We start from the raw sequence: 19,295 nt of genomic DNA, 5'->3' as shown, positions 1-19,295 counted from the left end.
TCATCCCGCCTCACATCCGGAAGACGCCGAAGCCGCCACGGGCGCCCTCGACCGGCGCGCTGTGCAGCGCGGACAGACACAGACCCAGCACCGTGCGGGTGTCGCGCGGGTCGATGACCCCGTCGTCGTAGAGCCGCCCGGAGAGGAACATCGGCAGCGACTCGCTCTCGATCTGCTGCTCCACCATGGCGCGCAGCCCCGCGTCGGCCTCCTCGTCGAAGGGCTTGCCCCTGGCGGCGGCCGACTCCCGCATCACGATCGACAGCACCCCGGCCAGCTGCTGCGGCCCCATCACCGCCGACTTGGCGCTCGGCCAGGCGAACAGGAAGCGCGGGTCGTAGGCGCGTCCGCACATGCCGTAGTGCCCGGCGCCGTAGCTCGCGCCCAGCAGGACCGACAGGTGCGGGACCTTCGAGTTGGAGACCGCGTTGATCATCATCGCGCCGTGCTTGATGATGCCGCCCTGCTCGTACTCCGTACCGACCATGTAGCCGGTGGTGTTGTGCAGGAACAGCAGCGGGATGTCCCGCTGATTGGCCAGCTGGATGAACTGCGTGGCCTTCTGGGACTCCTCGCTGAAGAGCACCCCCCGCGCGTTGGCGAGCACCCCCACCGGGTAGCCGTGCAGCCGCGCCCAGCCGGTGACCAGGCTCGCCCCGTACAGCGGCTTGAACTCGTCGAAGTCCGAGTCGTCGACGATCCGCGCGATCACCTCACGCGGGTCGAACGGCACCTTCAGCTCCTCGGGCACCACCCCGAGCAGCTCCTCGGCGTCGTAGCGCGGCGGGAGCACCGCCTCCGGGTCCGGATCGGCGTGCGCCTTACGCCAGTTGAGCCGGGCCACCACGCGCCGCGCCTGCCGGAGGGCGTCGGGCTCGTCCACCGCGTAGTGGTCGGCCAGCCCGGAGGTGCGGGCGTGCATGTCGGCGCCGCCCAGGTCCTCCTCGGCCGCCTCCTCCCCGGTGGCCATCCGGACCAGCGGCGGCCCCCCGAGGAACACCTTGGCCCGCTCCCTGACCATGATGACGTGGTCGGACATGCCGGGGATGTACGCGCCACCCGCCGTGGAGTTGCCGAACACCACGGCGACGGTGGGGATTCCGGCCTCGGAGAGCCGGGTGATGTCCTTGAACAGCGCCCCGCCGGGGATGAAGATCTCCTTCTGGCTGGGCAGGTCGGCGCCGCCGGACTCCACCAGGCTGATGCTGGGCAGCCGGTTGGCATAGGCGATCTCGTTGGCCCGCAGCGCCTTCCGCAGCGTCCACGGGTTGCTGGCGCCGCCGCGCACCGTCGGGTCGTTCGCGGTGATCAGGCACTCGACGCCGGAGACCACCCCGATCCCGGCTACCAGCGAGGCGCCGACCTGGTAGTCCGACCCCCAGGCAGCGAGCGGGGAGAGTTCCAGGAACGGCGTGTCCGGGTCGAGCAGCAGTTCGATCCGCTCACGGGCCAGCAACTTCCCCCGCTCCCGGTGTCGTTGGACGTACTTGGCACCGCCGCCCTCGACCGCCTTCGCCTGCTCGGCCTCCAGCTCGGTGAGCTTGCCGAGCATCGACTCGCGTGCCCGCGCGTACTCCGGCGACGCCACGTCCAGCACGGACCGCAGCACAGTCACGGCAACAACCCCTTCGGTAGCTCCACATGCCGGGAGCGCAGCCACTCCCCCAGCGCCTTGGCCTGCGGGTCGAAACGGGCCTGCGCGGCGACGCCCTCCCCGAGGATCCCGTCGACGACGAAGTTCAGCGCCCGCAGGTTGGGCAACACATGCCGGGTGACGGGGAGTTCGGCGCACTCGGGCAGCAGCTCCCGCAGCCGCTCGACGGTCAGCTCCCGCGCCAGCCACCGCCAGATCCGCTCGTCTCCACCCCGCGCCCAGACACCCACGTTGGCGCTGCCGCCCTTGTCCCCGCTGCGCGCCCCCGCGACCGCGCCCAGCGGCACCCGCACCGTGTCCGAACCACCCAGCGGCTCACCGGAGTTCGCCCCGGCGTCCGTCGGGTCCCCGCCCCCGGGAACCCCGGCCCCGGACGGCTCAGGCTCGGGAAGCTCCGTCAGCGGACGGAACTCCGGGGCGGGCGGCACCGGTTCACGCCGTCCGTCCGGCAGCACCGCGAGGTGCTCCACGCTCCCCGCCGCCACGGTCTCCGAGGTGAACACCCCGTAGGGCGCGCCCCGTTCGGGCGGCCGTGTGACGTGGAACCCCGGATAGCCCGCGAGCGCCAGCTCGATCGCGGCGCCGCTCACCGCGCGCCCCACCGCCTCCGCGTCCCGGTCCCGCACCACCATCCGCAGCAGCGCGCTGGCCTCCTCCTGAACGTCCGCGTCGACGCGGTCCGTCCGCGCGAGGCTCCACCGCACCTCGGCCGGGACCCGCCCGGAGCGCCGCAGCGCCTCCTCCATCTGCCCCCGGACCAGCGCCGCCTTCTCCTCCACCCGCAGCCCGGTCAGCACGAACGTGACCTCGTTCCGGAACCCGCCGAGCCGGGTGAGGCCGACCTTGAGCGTGCTGGGCGGCGCCTCGCCGCGCACCCCCGCGACGCGCACCCGGTCCGGCGCCTCCTGCCGCAGCCGCACCGTGTCCAGCCGGGCCGTCACGTCCGGCCCGGGATAGCGGGCGCCCGCCGTCTCGTACAGCAGCTGCGCGGTGACGGTGCCGACGGTCACCGCGCCGCCGGTGCCCGGGTGTTTGGTGACGACGCCCGAGCCGTCCCGCGCGATCTCCGCGAGGGGGAAGCCGGGACGGCGCGCGTCCACGCCCTCCTCCACGAAGAGGGCGTAGTTGCCGCCGGTCGCCTGCGGCCCGCACTCCAGCACGTGCCCGAGGACGACCGCCCCGGCCAGCGCGTCCCAGTCGTCCGGCGCCCAGCCGAAGTGCGCCGCCGCCGCGCCGCTCACCAGCGCCGCGTCCGTCACCCGGCCGGTGACGACCACGTCCGCCCCGGCCCGCAGACAGGCCGCGACGCCCCCGCCGCCCAGGTAGGCGTTGGCGGTCAGCACCCCCTCGCCCCAGCCACGGCCGAGGACGTCGTCGCCCTCGACGTGCGCCACCCGGGCGGGCACCCCGACGCGCTCACTCAACTCCCGTATGGCATCGGCGAGTCCCGCAGGATTGAGCCCACCCGCGTTGGTGACGAGGGTGACGCCGCGCTCCCGCGCGATACCGAGGCCGCGTTCCAGCTGGCGCAGGAACGTGCGGGCGTAGCCGCGCGCCGGATCCTTCATCCGGTCCCTGCCGAGGATGAGCATGGTGAGTTCGGCCAGGTAGTCCCCGGTCAGCACATCGAGGGGGCCGCCGGTCAGCATCTCCTCCAGGGCGTCGAAGCGGTCGCCGTAGAAGCCGGAGGCGTTGCCGATCCGCAGCACCCCGTCCGCGTCACCGGGACCCCTGGACGCCCCGCCCACCCGCGCCAACCGGCCCCCGGACGTGGGGTCCTGGAGCGCGGGGGCTCCCGCCCGCCGCCCGGTACGCGCCGGGCCCGGCGCCGAACTCCCGGCGTCCGCACCGGTGTCGCGCTGCTCCGCCGCCATGCCCGCTCCCCTCTCCCGCCGCCCGGGAACGGCCTCCGGTACCCCGGAAGCGACCCCCCGGGACGCGCGGGACGAGCCTGACAGCGAAACCGAAAACAAACAAGCGTGCTGGATTAGAAAATCATCGCCCGGCCACGAGGCCCACGACCCCGACAGCGGGACGGGGACGGATCAGACGGTCCAGGCGGGGACGGTCGGGGTGGCGCCGCCCGGCACGCTCGCGGAGGGGCCGGGCGCGGAGACAACGAGGGCCCGCAGCCCGCCCGCCGGGTCGGCGGTGACCCGGCGAAGCACCTCGGCGGGCAGCACCAGCGTGTCCCCGGGGGCCACGTCGTGGCTCGCCTCCCCCACCTCGACGGTCGCGCCACCCTCCAGCACCGTCCAGACCTGCTGGACGTCGAAGGCGTGCGGGGGGCCGACGGCGGCCGGCCCCATCTCGACGCGCCAGACGGAGTGTTCGGCACCGCCGAGCGTCGGGGAGGCAAGGGTGGTCATCACCGCGTTCGGGGTCTCCGTACGACGGGCCTCACTCTCACGGATGACAGACATGGAGGGAACTCCTAGAATCGACAACATGGTTGTCGAGATAGTGAACATGGTTGTCCATCGTGTCAAGTGATCTTCCAGGGGCGGGAGTTGGCGAACCGGCGTCCGGTGGCGGCGAAGCGCGTCCCGCACCGGAGGCCGGACGGCTGGCGGACCCCGGCCCGGGCGCCCAGGCCCCCGGATTCGAACTGCCGCTCCGCCTGTTCCTGGCCTTCCGCGTACTCATCGACGAACTGCACGCCGAACTCGCCCGGCAGGGCCACCCGGACGCCCGCCCCCTGCACGGCTACGCCCTCCAGGCCATAGGCCGGGACGGCACCACGGCCGTGGAACTCGCCCGGCGGCTGGGGGTGTCGAAGCAGGCGGCGGGCAAGACCGTCAGCGCCCTGGAGTCCCGTGGCTACGTGGAGCGGGGCACCGACCCGCACGACGCCCGGCGCAAGACCGTCCGGCGCACCGCGCACGGCGACGACTGCCTGCGCCGCTCCGCCATCGTCTTCGAACGGCTACGGGCCGACTGGGCCGCCGAGTTGGGCGCGGAACGGCTGAGCGCGCTGGAGGCGGACCTGCGCCGGATGACCCCGGCGGAGCCGCTCCCGCTCGACATGCCCGGCTGGTTCCACGGCACCTGACCACGACAGCGGTCCCATCCGCCCCAGCAGCCTTGTAGAGTCCGGCGGCAGACCGGGCCGGTCTTCCGTAGCGGGCGACTACCCGCACCGGGCTCCGCCGGGCGGTGGTACCCGACAACGTCGGCTCACACCACCGCTGTTCGGGATCTCGGCCCCTGGCGGAGAGAGGGCACCATGCGGCGCGAGCGGATACTCCGGTTCCCCTTCCGAGCGGGAGCCCCCGTCGGCCGACCCGGGGGTGCCCTGGCGAGGGTCGTCGCGGTGACGCTGGTGGTGTCCGCGACCGTGGGGAGCGCCGGGCAGGACGTCGCCGGTCAACGGGCTGGCGGGACCGTACAGCCGGTGGCCGGACACCAGCGGGCCGAGGGGAACGTGAGGGCCGAGGAGGGCGCGCGGGTCCGGGAGGGCGGGAAGCCGCGTCTGGAGGTGCCGGAGACCTACTTCCTCGCGCCCGCCAGCGCGTGGGGAGGGAAGGGCGATCCGCGTCCGAGCCAGAAGGATCTGGACGTCGAGATCCACGATCTCGGCAACGGGAACCGCGAACGTCCCTCCGGCCGACTCACGTTGGACGCCAGCGACCTCTCGGGCAAGGTGGCCTTCAGGCAGGACGGCCTGGACAAGTGCGAGGGCTACGGAAGCGCGAGGATCGACTGCTCCGTCAGCAGTTCCCTGCCCGTCTTCAAGACGTATCTCCGCGCGCTCGACGCCGGCCGGAACGGTGACTCCGGGACGCTCCGCTACACGTTCACCCCGCGCCAGGGCGAGCCGCGCACGGCGACCACGCGGGTCGTGATCGGACGGCCGCGCCTCGCGGTCGAGCAGCCACCCATGCGAAAGGGGGTCAAGCCCACCGAATCGGTCCGGGTGCCGATCACGTTCAAGAACGTGGGCGAGGTCCCCGCGCGTGGCGTCGTGGCGAGCGTCAGGCAGGGGGCCACGGAAGAGCAGCACCGCAACTGCCGGTACCGTGCGGTCTCCGTGACGTGCCAGTTCCCCGACGTCGTCGTCCGCCCGGGCGAGACCATGACGCTCGCCCCCGCACTGAGCGTGCGGAACCCGGAACCCGCCATGTACGAGTCGATCCCCTTCTCCGTCCGTCCCATGGAGAAGTCCGATGATCCCGGGCCCGGTGAGCCAGGGCGGGGAAGCCCCCTGCGGCTCACGGACACCGACGCGAAGGGCCCGTTCCGCGAGTTCGACGAGCCGGGGGGCGAGGCTCTCATGTACCTGCGACGGCCGACCCGCGCCGACTACGAGGCGACCGGCGTTCGCCTCTCGGAGGAGTCGGACGACCGCGTGCGGGTGCGGGTGGGCGTCCGGAACAACGGGCCCGCTGGCGACCCTGGTCCGGGCGGGCCGTACCACGCGAAGGTGACGTTCCCGCCGGGCAGCACCGTGCTGCGGACCCCACGCGACGAGGACCTGGAGGAGAACGCGGAACTGTGCCAGCGGGTGAGCGGTACGGAGTACCGGTGCGCGGTCTCCCCCGACCGTGGACGGACCACGACCTTCGACTTCGTCCTGCGCCCCGGCTGGTGGGGGCAGACCAGGGTCGAGGTCACGGACTCCGAACGGTTCCCCCGGCTCGACCCCCGGCCGGCCAACGACACGGCGGCCGCCAGCACCCCCGCGGGAACGCTCCACAAGACGCTGTCCGTCACGGTCGGGCTCGTCGTGGTCGCCGGAGCGCTGACGCTGACCCGACGCCGCTGGATGACACCGCTCAGGCGCCTCGTCGCCCGCTCGCGCCACCGCCCCTGAGACCCTGCCAACAACCCTGTCAGAGCGCGGCGTTGAGCACGCGAACGCGGCGCGCGGGACACCGGCCAGACCCACGCGGAACCCGTGGCCCGTGGGCCCCGTGGCCGGTGACCCCCGTGACTCCGTCACCGCCTGGGCCCCGTCACCCCGTCACCCCGTCACCGCACCGCCCTGTGGCCGCCGAGGGCCCCAAGGAGCGTGTGGCCGAAGGGGGTTCGGGGCGACGGGGCCCCGGGGCCGCGCGGCCCCGTGGGCCAGCGCCCTCGGATCGCACCGGGCGATCGACCCGGCCGGTCCTCCGAACCCCCGGGCTGCCGAGGCCGTTCAGGCCGAGGCGCCGTCGCGTCGGGTCGCCGGGCGGCGGGTGGCGTACGCGGCGTCCAGCGCCTGTTCGACGTCCCGCCACAGGTCCTCGGGGTGCTCGATGCCCACCGACATCCGTACCGTGCCCGGGCCGATGCCCGCCGCGTGGAGCGCGGCACCGTCCAGCTCGCGGTGCGAGGTGCTCGCCGGATGCGTCACCAGGGTCTCCACCCCGCCCAGGGAAAGGGCCAGTTGGGCGAGCCGCACGGTGCGTGCGAAGGCGCGTCCCGCCGCCCGGCCGCCCGCCAGGTCGAAGGAGAGCATTCCGCCGCCGCCGGACAGCAGCCGCCGGGCGAGCGCGTACCGCGGATGGTCGGGCCGCAGCGGCCAGCGCACCGCCGTCACCGCCGGGTGCCCCGCCAGCCGTTCGGCCAGCACCTCCGCGTTGGCGCAGTGCTGCCGCATGCGCAGCGGCAGCGTCTGTATCCCGCGCAGGGTCAGCCAGGAGGCGAACGGGTCGGCGGTGCTGCCGAGTTCGACCGCCCTGCCCCACACCAGCCGGTACAGCGCGGTGTCGGCGAAGACCGCGGCACCGCCCATCGTGTCGGAGTGCCCGCTGAGGTACTTCGTCGTGGAGTGCACGACCACGTCGGCGCGGTGTTCCAGCGGGCGGCAGAGCAGCGGGGAGGCGAGGGAGTTGTCGACCACCCCGCGCACGCCGAACTCGGCCGCCGCGCCCAGCAGTCCGGGCAGGTCCGGCACGTCTCCCGTCGGGTTGGCGACCGTCTCCAGGAACAGCAGCCGGGTGGTGGGCCGGACGGCGGCGCGGAACTCCTCGACGCTGTCCCCCGCGACGGTGGAGACCTCCACCCCGAACCGGGCGGCCAGGTCCGTGAGGACGGCGTGCGTGCCGCCGTAGAGACAGCTCTGGGCGATCACGTGGTCGCCGGGGCGCAGCAGCGAGAGCAGCACCCCGCTGATCGCGCCCATTCCGGAGGCGGTCGCCAGCGCCGCGGTGCCCCCTTCCAGGTCGGCCAGGGTTCTCTCCAGGGCGCGGACGGTCGGATTGCCACGGCGGCTGTAGACGTACGCGCCGTCGGGGTCGGCCATCGCGTCGGCCAGCGCGTCCACGTCGTCGAAGGCGAAGGCGGACGCCTGGATCAGTGGCACGCTCAACGGACGTGATCGGAGCGGGGGTTGGGCCTGTTCCTCGGCTGTCGCGTACCCCGCTGAGTGGTGTCCGGCCGACCCGTACCCGCCGGGCCGCCCCGCGCCCCCGGCGGCTGACCGGTCACCGGCGGTGGGACGGCCCTCCGCGGTGGGCCGTGCGGCGTCCCCGGACTCCCCGCCGGTGGTGGGCCGGTGACCGTCCGGCGGTGGGGGCGACGAGCGGGCGGCGTGTACGGCGCGGGTCTGCCGGTGGTGCGGTGGCGGCTGACCTGGCAGCTGGTCCATGCGGGTTTCCTCTCCTGGGTGGATCGGCTGACGGACGGATCGGTGTCCCGAACGGGGCGGTGTGACGGGCGAGTCGGCGGCGCGGACGAGTCCACGTCACGAACTGGCGCTCCGTCACGACGAGTCGGCGGCGCGGAAGGTCGGCGGGGGGTGAACACGGTGGTTCCCGCCCGAAGTACCGGCCACAGTCGACGGGTTGACGGTCCCCGTGGTCACCACGAAGGGGCCGGGCGGGGCTATGGGGGTGTCGGGGGAGGGACGCCGCGCGGGACCGCACGGCGCCTCGGGGGCGTCGTGCGGTCCCGGATGGGCCCGGCGCGCGGGGAGTTGAGCGCGCCGGGGTCCGCTCGTCTGTGGAACGGGGGGTCACACCGGGGTGCTCTCCCGGCGCGCCGGTTCGGCGTCCGCCGTGTCGGGGGCGCCGGTCCCGGGGGAGGCGGCGCGGGCCTGCCGCTCGCCGCGCATGACCGCGAGGGTGAGCAGCCCGGCGAGGGCCGCCACTCCGGCGCCCGCCAGGAACGCGGCGCTGAAGCCGTCGGTGAGCGCGGGCAGGTTGCCCAGTTCGTCGGCTCCCCGCGAGGTGGCCAGGGCGGTGAGCGCGGCCAGGCCGAGCGCGGAGCCCACCTGGTAGGAGGTGTTGACGATGCCGGAGGCCAGGCCCGCCTGCTCCGGCGGGGCGCCGGACATCGCCGTCAGCATCGCCGGGATGTAGGCCAGGGACATGCCGAGCGCGGCGACCAGCGAGGCGGGCAGCACGTTCACCGCGAAGCTGCCGTCGGACGGCACGGCGGAGAGCCAGAGCAGACCGGCGCCGAGGACCAGCAGGCCGGTGCCGATCAGCGGCTTGGCGCCGAACCTGGCCATCAGCCGGGCGGTGATGACGGTCATGAAGAGCATCAGCAGGACGGTCATCGGGACGAGCGCGGAACCGCTGGCGAAGGCGCCGAAGCCGAGGACCTGCTGGAGGTAGAGGTTGAGGAAGTACCACATGGGGATCCAGGCCGCGCCCAGCAGCAGCATCGCCAGGTTGGCGGTGCCGAGCCGGGGGACGCGCCAGACGCTGAACGGCATCAGCGGCTCGCGCACGGAGCGCTGGAGGACCAGGAAGAGGGCGAGCAGCGCGACGGCTCCGGTGAGCTGGAGCAGCGTCTCGCCGGAGCCCCAACCGACCTCGGGGGCACGGACGATGGCGAACACCGCGACCGCGAGTCCCGCGGTCACCGCGACGGCGCCGAGCACGTCGACCGAACCGCGCTTGTTGGCCACGGCGGGCAGCAGCCTGGGGGTGGCCGCCAGCGAGGCGAGGCCGATCGGGATGTAGATGACGAAGATCCAGGGCCAGCTCATCCACTCGGTGAAGACGCCGCCGAGGAAGACGCCCGCGGTGCCGCCGGCGGGTGCCGCCGCCCCGTAGAAGGCCATCGCCTTGCCGAGTTCCCGCGGGTCGTGGCTGAAGAGGATCATCAGCAGCGTCATCGCGGACGGTGCGATCAGCGCGCCGCCGACGCCCTGCACCGCGCGTCCGACGATCTCCGCGGAGGCGGTGGTGGCGGCCGCGGCGACGACGGATCCGCCGATAAGGATGATCCAGCCGGTGACGAACACCTTGCGGGCGCCGAGCAGGTCGGAGAGGCGTCCGCCGAGCAGCAGCAGCCCGCCGAAGGCGATGACGTAGGCGTTGAAGACCCACTGGAGGTCGCCCTGGGAGAAGCCCAGGTCCTTCTGCATCTCGGGGAGCGCGACCCCGATGATCGAGGTGTCCATGATGACCATGAACTGCGCGCCAGCCAGCACGAGCAGTGCCCACCAGCGTCTGGGATTGACGGTTGTCACGGCCCAACTCCTTCGGTATATACCCCCTAGGGGTAAAGAAACGTGCCGGGATAATGTACCCCCCGGGGGTATGCAGTCAACCGGGTTCCGGACCTCGGAGTCGATTCCGGCCGGAAACCGACCCTCCGCTCAACCGCCCCCGCAGCGGGCCCCACCCAACCCGCCCCCGCACCGGGCCCCCGCCCAACCCGCGCCCGCGCAGGGCTCGTTCAGGTCCCGGCCGCTCCGCCGCACCCGGCGCGGCGGGCCCTCGCCAGGCCCCCGTCCCGGTATGCCCCGGCTCTCACCCCGGTGCGCCCCGGCTCACGTGGCGGTGCGCCCGAGCCCCCGTCCGGCCGCCACCCCGCCGCCCCGCGCGCCGATGCCGTACCGTCACCGGGCAGAGCGGAACCGGCCGACGAAGGAGACGACAGGCGTGAACAGCGGCGGAGCGGCAGCGGCGGACGGCGCCCGGAGCGCGGCGGATCCCCTGGACACCGCACGGTTCCGGCGCGCCGTGCTCGACGCCTGGGCGGCGTCCCCCGCCCGCTTCCGGGAGGACGCCAACGCCGAACAGGACCTGGCGCTCGGCGGCTACCGCGACCGGCTCGTCGTCGAACTCGCGCAGAACGCCGCCGACGCCGCCGCCCGCGCCCACATCCCCGGCCACCTGCTGCTGACCCTCGCCGACGGGGTGCTCACCGCCTCCAACACCGGCGCCCCGCTGGACGTCCAGGGCGTCGAGTCGCTGTCCACGCTGCGCGCCTCCGCCAAGCGGGAGAGCACCGACGACCGGGCGGTCGGCCGCTTCGGAGTCGGCTTCTCCGCCGTCCTCGCGGTCACCGACGAACCCGCCGTGCTCGGCCGCGCGGGCGGCGTGCGCTGGTCGCTCGCGGAGGCCCGCGACGCGGCCGGACGGGCGGCCGGGGAGGGCGCCGCCGACCCCGGGCTGGCCGCCGAACTCCAGCGCCGCTCCGGCCATGTGCCGCTGCTCCGGCTGCCGTTGCCGGTCGCCCCGGCCGCTCCGGACGGCGCTGCCGACCTCGGCGGGGTCGTCCGGCGGACGGACCTCACGGAGTTCGACACCAGCGTCGTCCTCCCGCTGCGGGACGCGGCGGCCGAGGAGCTGGCGCACCGGCTGCTCACCGGGATCGACGACGCGCTGCTGCTCACGCTGCCCGCGCTGGAGCGGATCACGGTGCGGACCGCCGAGGGCGTCCGCGAACTCTCCCGGGAGTCCGGAGAGCCCGCCCGGGTACCCGGCGAACCGACCCGGGACGGCGCGCGGGGGCGGGCCAGCCTCGTCACCGTGCGGGACTCGGCCGCCGGCGCCACCCGCTGGCGGGTGACCACCCTCGACGGCGTCGCCGCGCCCGAACTCCTCGCCGACCGGCCCACCGAGGAGCGCGAACGGCCCGGCTGGAGCATCACCTGGGCGGTGCCGGTCGATCCGGAGACCGGCGCCCCCGCACGCCCCCGCACCGCTCCCCGGGTGCACGCGCCGACCCCCACCGACGAGCCACTGGGCCTGCCCGCGCTGCTCATCGGCACGTTCCCGCTGGAGCCGACCCGGCGGCACCTCGCCCCCGGCCCGCTCACCGACTTCCTGCTCGACCGCGCCGCCGAGACCTACGCCGGGCTGCTGCGCGACTGGCGGCCGCTCGGCACCGGCGTCCTGGACCTCGTCCCGGCGCCGCTCGGCACCGGCGAGACCGACGGGGCGCTGCGCGCCCGGGTACTCGCCCTGCTGCCCCGTGTGCGCTTCCTTCCCCCGGCCACCGCCGTCCCCTCCGGCGACGCCGCCTCCGCCGAACGCCCCGCCGCCGGACGCGAGATGGCGGACGCGGAGCCCGACTCGCGGCGTGCCGCTGGCGGTTCGGACGTCCTCGGCGCACCGGGCACCGGCGCCGGGTACGGGCCCGGGGACGCCGACAGCCGCACGGACGCGGGCGAACTCACCGACGGGGACGTGGAGTCCGGGCCGATCGCCCTGCGCCCGCTGGACGCCGAACTGGTGGAGGGCGCGGGCGCCGCCACCGTCGCCGTGCTCGCGGAGCTGTTCCCCAGCCTGCTCCCCGCCGGGCTGGAGCGCCGCGCCGAACTACGCGCGCTGGAGGTCGAGCGGGTGCCGCTCGGCGAGGTCATCGACCGGCTCGCGGGCGTGGAGCGGCCCCCCTCCTGGTGGTTCCGGCTCTATGACGCACTGGCCGGAACCGACCCGGACCGGCTCAGCGGCCTGCCCGTTCCGCTGGCCGGGACCCCCGGCCGCACCGCGATCGGCCCCCGCCAGGTCCTCCTCCCCCTCCCCACCGGCACCGCCGACGCCGACAGCACGGACGGCACGGACGGTCGTGCCGCTGCGTACGGTGATGAACTCCCCTTGGGCGAGGGGGCGTTGATGCCCGAGGGCGGGCGGAACGCGGTACTCGCCGGGCTCGGGCTCAAGGTGGCGCACCCGGACTCCGTCCACCCGCTGCTGGAGAAGCTGGGCGCCACCCCGGCCACCCCGCGCGCGGTACTGACCACCCCGCAGGTGCGCGCCGCCGTGGCGGGCTCACTGGACAGCGCCGAGTCCGGCTGGGCCGAAGAGGCCCCGGACTGGGACGAGTTGGTGGAAACGGTGCTCGGCCTCGTCGGCGAGGCGCGGCTGGACCCGGGCGACGAGCCCTGGCTCGGCGCGCTCGCCCTGCCCGACGAGGACGGCGAACCCGTCCCCGCCGCCGAACTCGTCTTCCCCGGCAGCCCGTTCCAGCGCGTCATCTTCGAGGGTGAACTCGGCGCCTGCGACCAGGAGCTGGCCGACCGCTGGGGTCAGGGCCCGCTGACCGCGGTCGGCGTGCAGGCCGGTTTCGCGCTGGTCCGCGCCACCGACGTGGTGCTCGACCCGGACGAACTCGCCCCGCGAGACAGCGACTTCCCCGAGCCGGACGATCCGGGCTACCTCGACTCCGTCGATGTCTGGTGTGAGGACGTACTCGACCAGCTGCCGGAGACGCCACTGCCGCCCGTGGCCGCCGAACTCGTCGCCGTCCGCGACCTCGACCTGGTCGACGACGACCACTGGCCCGAAGCCCTCGCGATGCTGTCCCAGCCGCCACTCCGCGAGGCGCTCACCGCGCCCGTGCGGGTGCTCCTCCCCGACGGCACCGCCCAGCACGTCCGCCCCCACACCGCCTGGTGGCTGCGCGGCCACCCGGTACTGGACGGCCGCCGCCCGGCCGGGCTCCGGGCCAGCGGCGGCGACCCGCTGCTGGCCGGGCTCTACGAGGAGGCGGACACCTCGGCCGTCCGCGACGAGCAGGTGCTGCGCGCCCTCGGGGTCCGCACCTCCGCGCTCGCCCTGCTGGACGAGCCCGGCGGCGCCGCCGAACTCCTCGCCCGTCTCGCGGACCCCGACGCCGAGGTGAGCGCCGCCCAACTCCACGCGCTCTACGGCCTGCTGGCACGGCTCGACCCGGACGAGGTCACCCTCCCCGACGAGGTACGGGCGCTCTGCGGCGACCAGCTCCGGGTGGTGGACGCGGCGCGGGTGCGGATCGCCGACGCGCCGGACCTGCTGCCGCTCGCCGGTGACCGTCCGCTGCTGCCGGTCGCCCCCGCCCACGCCGCCGACCTGGCCGCGCTGCTGGACGTCCGGCGGCTGAGCGAGTCCCTGCCGGCGCCCGTCACCGAGCCGGGCGTGGAACGCGAGGTTCCCGAGGCCGTCCGGGTGCTGCTGCCCGCCGCCCCGCGCCGCTACCGCGAGCACGACGAACTGCTGGTGACGCTCGGCACCGCCGACAGCGACGACGCCGGGGGCGGCGCCGCGGAGCTGGACTGGCGCCACACCCCGGACGGCGTGGTGCACGCCGCGACCCTGGAGGGTCTGGCGGCGGGGCTGGCCTGGGCGGCCGGTGCCTGGCCGCGCCGCTTCGAGGTCGCGGCCCTGCTGGAGGACCCCTCGCGGACGGCCGAACTCGCCCGCGCCCGCTGGTTCGACTGACCCTCGCCCGCGCCCAGGGCCCCACCTCGGGCACGCCCTCCCGCCCCGGCCCGCTCGCGGATCAGCCGGGGGCGGGGGGCCAGGCGCGCAGCAGCGCGTCGAGCGCGTCCACGATCCGCGTCCAGGTCTCCTCGCTGTCGGGCGCGCTGTGACTGAAACCACCCCCCAGCTCCAGGCTGACGTAGCCGTGGAAGACGCTGCCGAGCAGCCGCACCGCGTGGGTGCGGTCGGGCTCCGCCAGCTCGTAGCCGCGCAGCACCGCCCGCGCCAGCTCGGCGTTCCGGGGGCCCGCGCTCGCGGCGGCGGTGGCCGGATCGAGCCGTAGCTGGGCGGCGGCGTAGCGGCCGGGGTGCTCCCGCGCGTAGTCGCGGTAGACGTTGGCCAGCGCGGCCAGCGCGTCCTTCCCGGCCCGCCCGGCCAGCGCCGAGGCGCCCCGGTCGGCCAGTTCCTCCAGCGCGCGCAGCGCGATCCGGGTCCGCAGGTCCTCGGAGTTCCGGACGTGCGAGTAGAGGCTCGCGGCGCGGACCCCGAACCGCCGGGCCAGCACCGAGACCGTCACCCCGTCGAAGCCGACCTCGTCCGCCAGCTCCGCTCCCGCCGCGACCAGGCGTTCCGTGCTCAGTCCCACCCGCGCCATCACGTCTCCTCCCGTCAGCCTGAGGAGATTATGCGTTTGCCTAAAACCATTAGGCAAATTAGCGTGCGTCGTATGAGACCGCTGAGTGAACCGGAGATCCGGGCCGCGTTCGTCAACCGCACAAAGGGCGAGGCGAAGCGGCTCCCCGTCCCACGCGACCTGGCCGAACAACCCTGGACCGACCTGGACTACCTCGGCTGGCGCGACCCCCAGGCCCCCCAGCGGGCCTACCTCGTCACCGAGTGGGACGGCCGCCCCACCGCCCTCGCGCTGCGCTCCCCCGCCCCCACCTCCTGGCAGACCCGGCGCGGCATGTGCTCGCTGTGCCTCACCACTCATCCGGGTGGCGTCTCGCTGATGGTCGCGCCCCGCGCGGGGAAGGCCGGGCGGCAGGGCGACTCGGTCGGCGTCTACCTCTGCGGCGACCTCGCCTGCTCCCTGTACGTCCGCGGTCTGCGGAACCCGGGCGTCGGCGCCCGGCTCCACGAGACGCTCACCCTGGAGCAGAAGATCGAGCGCACCACGACGAACCTCGCCACCTTCCTCACCAAGGTCACCACCACCCCCTGACCACCACCCGCCGGGCGGGGAGGGGGCGTTGGCGGGTCGTTGGGGAGACCGGGGCGGGGCGGCCGGGTGCTGGGGAAGGTCGGCGGGGCGGCGGGGTGGCGGCTCAGGCGGGGGTGAGGGGCCAGGTGGTGAGCGTCTCGTAGCGGGGACGCTCCCGGAGGACGCCGCTGGTCGGAGGGTGGCTGCGGACGAGGGCCAGCTCGTCGGCCGTCCAGGGCGGGGAGCGGAACGCCGCCAGCGCGGTGACGAACGCCGGGAGGTCGGCCGGCGGATGGGCGCGGCCGGTCAGCCCGAGCGTCAAATGCGGGCGGTACGGACGGTGTTCCAGGTCCTCCGTCTCCAGCCCCGCGTGACGCCCCACCGCGCTGGACTCGGCGGCGAGCCGCCGCAGTTCGCTGAGTGTGGAGCGGTGCTCGCCGCGCACCCCGGCCCACAGCGCGCGGTAGCCGAACCGGCCGCCGCCCACGATCCGCAGCTCCAGCGGGGCGCAGCCGGAGGCGGCGCGGGCCAGGCCCTCCTCGATCCGTGGCAGCGTGGCCTCCGGCACGTCCCCGTAGAAGGCGAGGGTGACGTGCCAGCCGGAGCGCTCGGTCCAGCGCAGCCGGTCCGCCTCCGGGAGACGCCGCAACTCGCGTACCCCGGCGGCTAGTTGCTCGGTGACGGCGGGCGGCGGGAGCAGCGCGGCGAAGAGTCTCATGGGCACAGCCTCCCGCACCGGTCCGCCACTCCCGCCGCCCGCTCCCGCCCGTCCACTCCCCCGCCTGCTCCCGCCTGCTCCCGCCGCTCTCCGCGCGCGGCGGCGGCCAGCAGGTCGGCCCGGCCGCCTCCCCGCCGCGCCCGGACCGACGGGCGGACCGACGGGTGGACCGACGGGTGGACCGACGGGTGGAGGGGCGGGGCCCGCGCTATCCGTGGGGGCCGGGGGTGGCGGCGGCTCCCGTCCGTACCCGGGGGCGCGCCGCGCCGGTCGGAGCGGCGGCGGCCCGTGACCGGCCCCTGCCGCTGGCGCGCTCGCCCGTGGCCGTCTCCGGCTGCCGCTCGGCGCGGTCGCCGGACGGGGCCGCGACCGTGGTCTCACCGCTGGAACCGGTGATCCCGGGAGATCCGGTGGCTCCGGTGTCTCCGGCGTTCCCGGTGGCTCCGGTGTCTCCGGAGGATCCGGCGGTCCCGGGGTGTCCGGCGGCCGCGGCGGTTCCTGGACTTCGGGGAGTCCCGGCGGTGACCGCCCCGGGGGTGCCGGTGGCCGCTCCGGGCGCCCTGGCGACCACCCGGGACGCCCCGGTGACCACGGCGGGCTGCGCCACGTCCGTACCGGATCGCTTCGTGGCCGCTTCCGGGGTGCCGGTGAGCGGAGTGGTCCGCTCGGACAGGGCCGGGGCGAGCGCGGCCCGGGCCTCCGGCGCGGGTACGCCGCCCGCCACCGGAACCAGCCGCACCGGCAGGTGTCCGCGCCGCGGTTCGAACCGGAGCCGCAGTCCCGCGACCCGGGCCAGCACCAGCCCGACGGCGACGGCGGTCACCGCGGAGATCAGCCCGCCGCAGACGAATCCGGCGCGCGGCCCGTACGCGTCGGTGATCCAGCCCATCAACGGGCCACCGATGGGCGTACCACCGACGAAGACCATCATGTAGAGGCTCATCACGCGGCCGCGCATCACCGGGTCACAGGCCAGCTGAACGGTGGTGTTGGCGGTCACGTTGAAGGTGAGTCCCATGATCCCGATGGGAGCCATCAGCGCGGCGAACACCCAGAAGGACGGGGCGAGGGCCGCGGCCATCTCCAGCAGGCCGAACGCCACCGCCGCGCCCGCCATCAGCCACATCCGGGCGGAGCCGCGCCGCGCCGCGAGCAGCGCCCCGGCGACCGATCCGACCGCCATCAGGGTGTTGAGCAGCCCGTACGTCCCGGCGCCCTCGTCGAAGACGCCCTCGGTGAACGCCGTCAGCCAGATCGGGAAGTTGAAGCCGAAGGTGCCGACGAAGCCGACGAGCACGATGGGCCAGAGCAGCGCCGGCTGCTCCCGTACGTAGCTCAGCCCCTCGCGGAGCTGTCCCTTGGCGCGGGGGGCGCGGGTGGTCTCATGCAGCTCCGCGGTGCGCATCATGAGCAGCCCGGTGAGCGGGGCGATGAAGGAGAGGCCGTTGAACAGGAAGGCCCAGCCGCTGCCGACCGCCGATATCAGCACCCCGGCGATGGCGGGACCCACCAGCCGGGCGCTCTGGAAGTTGGCCGAGTTGAGCGAGACCGCGTTGCGTATCTGATCGGGTCCGACCATCTCCGACACGAAGGACTGCCGCGTCGGGTTGTCCAGCACGGTGACGAGTCCGAGGACGAAGGCGAGCGCGTAGACGTGCCAGACGTGCACCTGCCCGCTGAGCGTCAGGGCGGCCAGCCCGAGACCGGTCAGCCCCATCACGGCCTGGGTGCCGAGCAGCAGCTTCCGCTTGTCGCAGCGGTCCGCGATGACCCCGCCGTACAGCCCGAAGAGAAGCATCGGGAGGAACTGGAGGGCGGTGGTGATCCCCACCGCCGTCGCCGATCCGGTGAGGCTGTGCACCAGCCAGTCCTGGGCGATGCGCTGCATCCAGGTACCGGTGTTGGAGACGGCCTGTCCCATCGCGAACAGCCGGTAGTTCCGGATCCGCAGGGAGCTGAACATGGACGCCCGCGGCTCGCTGGCCGGGGGGTTCGCGCCGCCGCCGGGCGGCGTCGCACCGGGCCGGACCCGCTTGCCCGAGGAATCGGGGGTCTGGCCGGAAGAGTGGCCGCGGCGCGTGGGGCGGAACCGCCGCCGCCGGTCACGCCGGGTGCCGTCGTGGTGTGGTGTGGTGCTCTCTGGTCCGGGTGCGGAATCTGCTCCGTGGCCCGTACTCAAGGGCGCTTCGCCTCCTGCTCTACCGCGCTCCGCGCGCTTCGTCTCCGCTGTCTTCGCTGGTTCTCGGGTGTTCGCCGTCCCGCGCGTTCGCTACTCGCTGGGTTCGCTGGGTTCGCTGGGTTCGGTACTCGTCGACCCCGCTCCGGGGCCGGTCCGTCGCCCTGCGGCCGCTACTGGTGCGCCAGCTTCTCCAGTACCGGCGCGGCGTCCCGGAGCCGGGCCCAGTCCTCCTCGTCCAGCTGTCCGACCAGCTCCGCCAGCCAGGCGTTCCGCTTGCGGCGGGCCGCGACGAGCATGGACTCGGCCTGTTCGGTCTGGGTGACCACCTTCTGCCGGCGGTCCTCCGGGTGGGGATCCAGCCGAACCAGTCCCTTGGCCTCCAGCATCGCCACGATGCGGGTCATCGACGGCGGCTGGACGTGTTCCCGCCGGGCGAGTTCGCTCGGCGTCGCGCTGCCGCAGCGGGCGAGGGTGCCGAGAACCGACATCTCCGTCGGGCTCAGCGACTCGTCGACGCGCTGGTGCTTCAGGCGCCGGGACAGCCGCATCACGGACGAGCGCAGGGCGTTGACCGCGATCTCGTCGGCCGAGTCGCCCATCGCCGCCGGACCGCCCGTCCCGTTGGCGTCACCGGCTCCGCTGGGATCGGCGGCCGGGGCCCCCGGGGGGCCCGAGGCGGCCGGAGTGCCCGCGGGCGACAGCGGCTGGACGGCCGGGGCGCCCGGGCCTTCGGAGTGGTGCGCGGTGTCGCCCTGGTGCTGGGGACGGGAGTGTTCCGGCATGTTCATTAGAGTAACTCATTACTCCACCTAAATACCACTCCGCGGGTCGACGGCCCGGTAACCAGCGCGGCAGGCCGGTACGAGGGGGCGCTTCCGCCCGTTCTCACACGTACGAGTGAGAGCGAACGGGAAACCGACGACCGGCACCGGAGCCTACGGGGACAGTGGAACGCATGTCCTCGGAATCCTCGTCGCCCTCGAAGGTGCTGAGCCTGCGGATAGACGGTGAGCTGTTCGACAGTCTCCACCGGCACGCCGCCAAGCGGGGAATGAGCGTGCGGGACTACGTCGTCCGGGCGCTCGTCCGCGATGACTTCGACGAACGGTTCACGGCGGCGGTCGATGAGACGGACCGCTTCTACGGAAGTTCGGCCCGTACTCATCGTCACACGGCCTGAACCGTCCCGCTCG

General features: G+C 74.5%; 13 protein-coding genes and 1 pseudogene. 5 read left to right on the top strand and 9 right to left on the bottom strand.

What is annotated here, in order from left to right; all coding sequences use genetic code 11:
• Nucleotides 1-10: 10 nt before the first annotated feature.
• From E0L36_RS20845 to E0L36_RS20835, 3 genes are all read right to left on the bottom strand, one after another.
• Nucleotides 11-1,615, bottom strand: a complete 1,605-nt coding sequence (locus tag E0L36_RS20845; protein ID WP_180930634.1) for an acyl-CoA carboxylase subunit beta — start codon at nt 1,613-1,615, stop codon at nt 11-13.
• Nucleotides 1,612-3,528: an acyclic terpene utilization AtuA family protein gene (locus E0L36_RS20840; RefSeq protein ID WP_180930633.1), complete on the bottom strand. Its 1,917-nt coding sequence runs from the start codon at nt 3,526-3,528 to the stop codon at nt 1,612-1,614. Before E0L36_RS20840 ends, E0L36_RS20845 begins: the two co-directional genes overlap by 4 nt.
• A 171-nt stretch (nt 3,529-3,699) precedes the next feature.
• A complete protein-coding gene (locus E0L36_RS20835) occupies nt 3,700-4,077 on the bottom strand; it encodes a cupin domain-containing protein (RefSeq protein WP_180930632.1) in 378 nt (125 codons plus the stop codon).
• Between the two features lie 143 nt (nt 4,078-4,220).
• On the opposite strand from E0L36_RS20835, the gene E0L36_RS20830 reads away from it, so the two are divergent.
• Nucleotides 4,221-4,706: a MarR family winged helix-turn-helix transcriptional regulator gene (locus tag E0L36_RS20830; RefSeq protein WP_180930868.1), complete on the top strand. Its 486-nt coding sequence runs from the start codon at nt 4,221-4,223 to the stop codon at nt 4,704-4,706.
• A 261-nt stretch (nt 4,707-4,967) separates the two neighbouring features.
• The gene (locus E0L36_RS20825) at nt 4,968-6,467 is read left to right on the top strand and encodes a hypothetical protein (RefSeq protein WP_180930631.1); all 1,500 of its coding nucleotides are present in this window, start codon (nt 4,968-4,970) and stop codon (nt 6,465-6,467) included.
• A 324-nt stretch (nt 6,468-6,791) separates the two neighbouring features.
• Here E0L36_RS20825 and E0L36_RS20820 read toward each other — a convergent pair whose 3' ends face one another.
• Nucleotides 6,792-8,225 (bottom strand): PLP-dependent aspartate aminotransferase family protein, encoded by a 1,434-nt coding sequence (locus E0L36_RS20820; RefSeq protein WP_258016362.1) that lies wholly within the window; start codon nt 8,223-8,225, stop codon nt 6,792-6,794.
• A gap of 366 nt (nt 8,226-8,591) precedes the next feature.
• Entirely contained in the window at nt 8,592-10,058 is a 1,467-nt protein-coding gene (locus E0L36_RS20815; RefSeq protein WP_180930630.1) for an MFS transporter, read from the bottom strand.
• Between the two features lie 415 nt (nt 10,059-10,473).
• On the opposite strand from E0L36_RS20815, the gene E0L36_RS20810 reads away from it, so the two are divergent.
• On the top strand, nt 10,474-14,019 hold the full coding sequence (locus E0L36_RS20810) for a sacsin N-terminal ATP-binding-like domain-containing protein (RefSeq protein WP_374705566.1): 3,546 nt from the start codon (nt 10,474-10,476) through the stop codon (nt 14,017-14,019).
• Nucleotides 14,020-14,080: 61 nt separating this feature from the next.
• Here E0L36_RS20810 and E0L36_RS20805 read toward each other — a convergent pair whose 3' ends face one another.
• Nucleotides 14,081-14,656, bottom strand: coding sequence for a TetR/AcrR family transcriptional regulator (locus E0L36_RS20805; protein WP_180930629.1), 576 nt, complete (start codon nt 14,654-14,656; stop codon nt 14,081-14,083).
• Nucleotides 14,657-14,728: 72 nt separating this feature from the next.
• On the opposite strand from E0L36_RS20805, the gene E0L36_RS20800 reads away from it, so the two are divergent.
• The gene (locus tag E0L36_RS20800; protein WP_180930628.1) at nt 14,729-15,226 is read left to right on the top strand and encodes an FBP domain-containing protein; all 498 of its coding nucleotides are present in this window, start codon (nt 14,729-14,731) and stop codon (nt 15,224-15,226) included.
• A gap of 103 nt (nt 15,227-15,329) precedes the next feature.
• On the opposite strand, the gene thpR is transcribed toward E0L36_RS20800, so the two are convergent.
• From thpR to E0L36_RS20785, 3 genes and pseudogenes are all read right to left on the bottom strand, one after another.
• Complete coding sequence (thpR, locus tag E0L36_RS20795; protein WP_180930627.1) at nt 15,330-15,923, bottom strand: RNA 2',3'-cyclic phosphodiesterase; 594 nt, start codon at nt 15,921-15,923, stop codon at nt 15,330-15,332.
• A gap of 724 nt (nt 15,924-16,647) precedes the next feature.
• Nucleotides 16,648-18,102: pseudogene (locus E0L36_RS20790) on the bottom strand (MFS transporter); the annotation flags it as partial.
• Nucleotides 18,103-18,272: 170 nt separating this feature from the next.
• Entirely contained in the window at nt 18,273-18,701 is a 429-nt protein-coding gene (locus tag E0L36_RS20785; protein WP_180930862.1) for a MarR family winged helix-turn-helix transcriptional regulator, read from the bottom strand.
• A gap of 356 nt (nt 18,702-19,057) precedes the next feature.
• Between E0L36_RS20785 and E0L36_RS20780 the strand changes: the two genes are divergently transcribed.
• The gene (locus tag E0L36_RS20780) at nt 19,058-19,282 is read left to right on the top strand and encodes a hypothetical protein (RefSeq protein WP_180930626.1); all 225 of its coding nucleotides are present in this window, start codon (nt 19,058-19,060) and stop codon (nt 19,280-19,282) included.
• Nucleotides 19,283-19,295 lie beyond the last annotated feature (13 nt).

This window comes from Streptomyces sp. AJS327, assembly GCF_013450295.1.
Classification (GTDB): Bacteria; Actinomycetota; Actinomycetes; order Streptomycetales; family Streptomycetaceae; genus Streptomyces.
The sequence above is the reverse complement of the archived record's forward strand: the minus strand, read 5'-3'. Positions and strand labels throughout refer to the sequence as shown.

Bases quoted from the DNA above. Each gene is read 5' to 3' on its own strand.
- E0L36_RS20840 (WP_180930633.1), bottom strand. From the start codon at position 3,528: ATGGCGGCGGAGCAGCGCGACACCGGTGCGGACGCCGGGAGTTCGGCG.
- E0L36_RS20835 (WP_180930632.1), bottom strand. From the start codon at position 4,077: ATGTCTGTCATCCGTGAGAGTGAGGCCCGTCGTACGGAGACCCCGAAC.
- E0L36_RS20820 (WP_258016362.1), bottom strand. From the start codon at position 8,225: ATGGACCAGCTGCCAGGTCAGCCGCCACCGCACCACCGGCAGACCCGC.
- E0L36_RS20805 (WP_180930629.1), bottom strand. From the start codon at position 14,656: ATGGCGCGGGTGGGACTGAGCACGGAACGCCTGGTCGCGGCGGGAGCG.
- E0L36_RS20800 (WP_180930628.1), top strand. From the start codon at position 14,729: ATGAGACCGCTGAGTGAACCGGAGATCCGGGCCGCGTTCGTCAACCGC.
- thpR (WP_180930627.1), bottom strand. From the start codon at position 15,923: ATGAGACTCTTCGCCGCGCTGCTCCCGCCGCCCGCCGTCACCGAGCAA.
- E0L36_RS20785 (WP_180930862.1), bottom strand. From the start codon at position 18,701: ATGGGCGACTCGGCCGACGAGATCGCGGTCAACGCCCTGCGCTCGTCC.
- E0L36_RS20780 (WP_180930626.1), top strand. From the start codon at position 19,058: ATGTCCTCGGAATCCTCGTCGCCCTCGAAGGTGCTGAGCCTGCGGATA.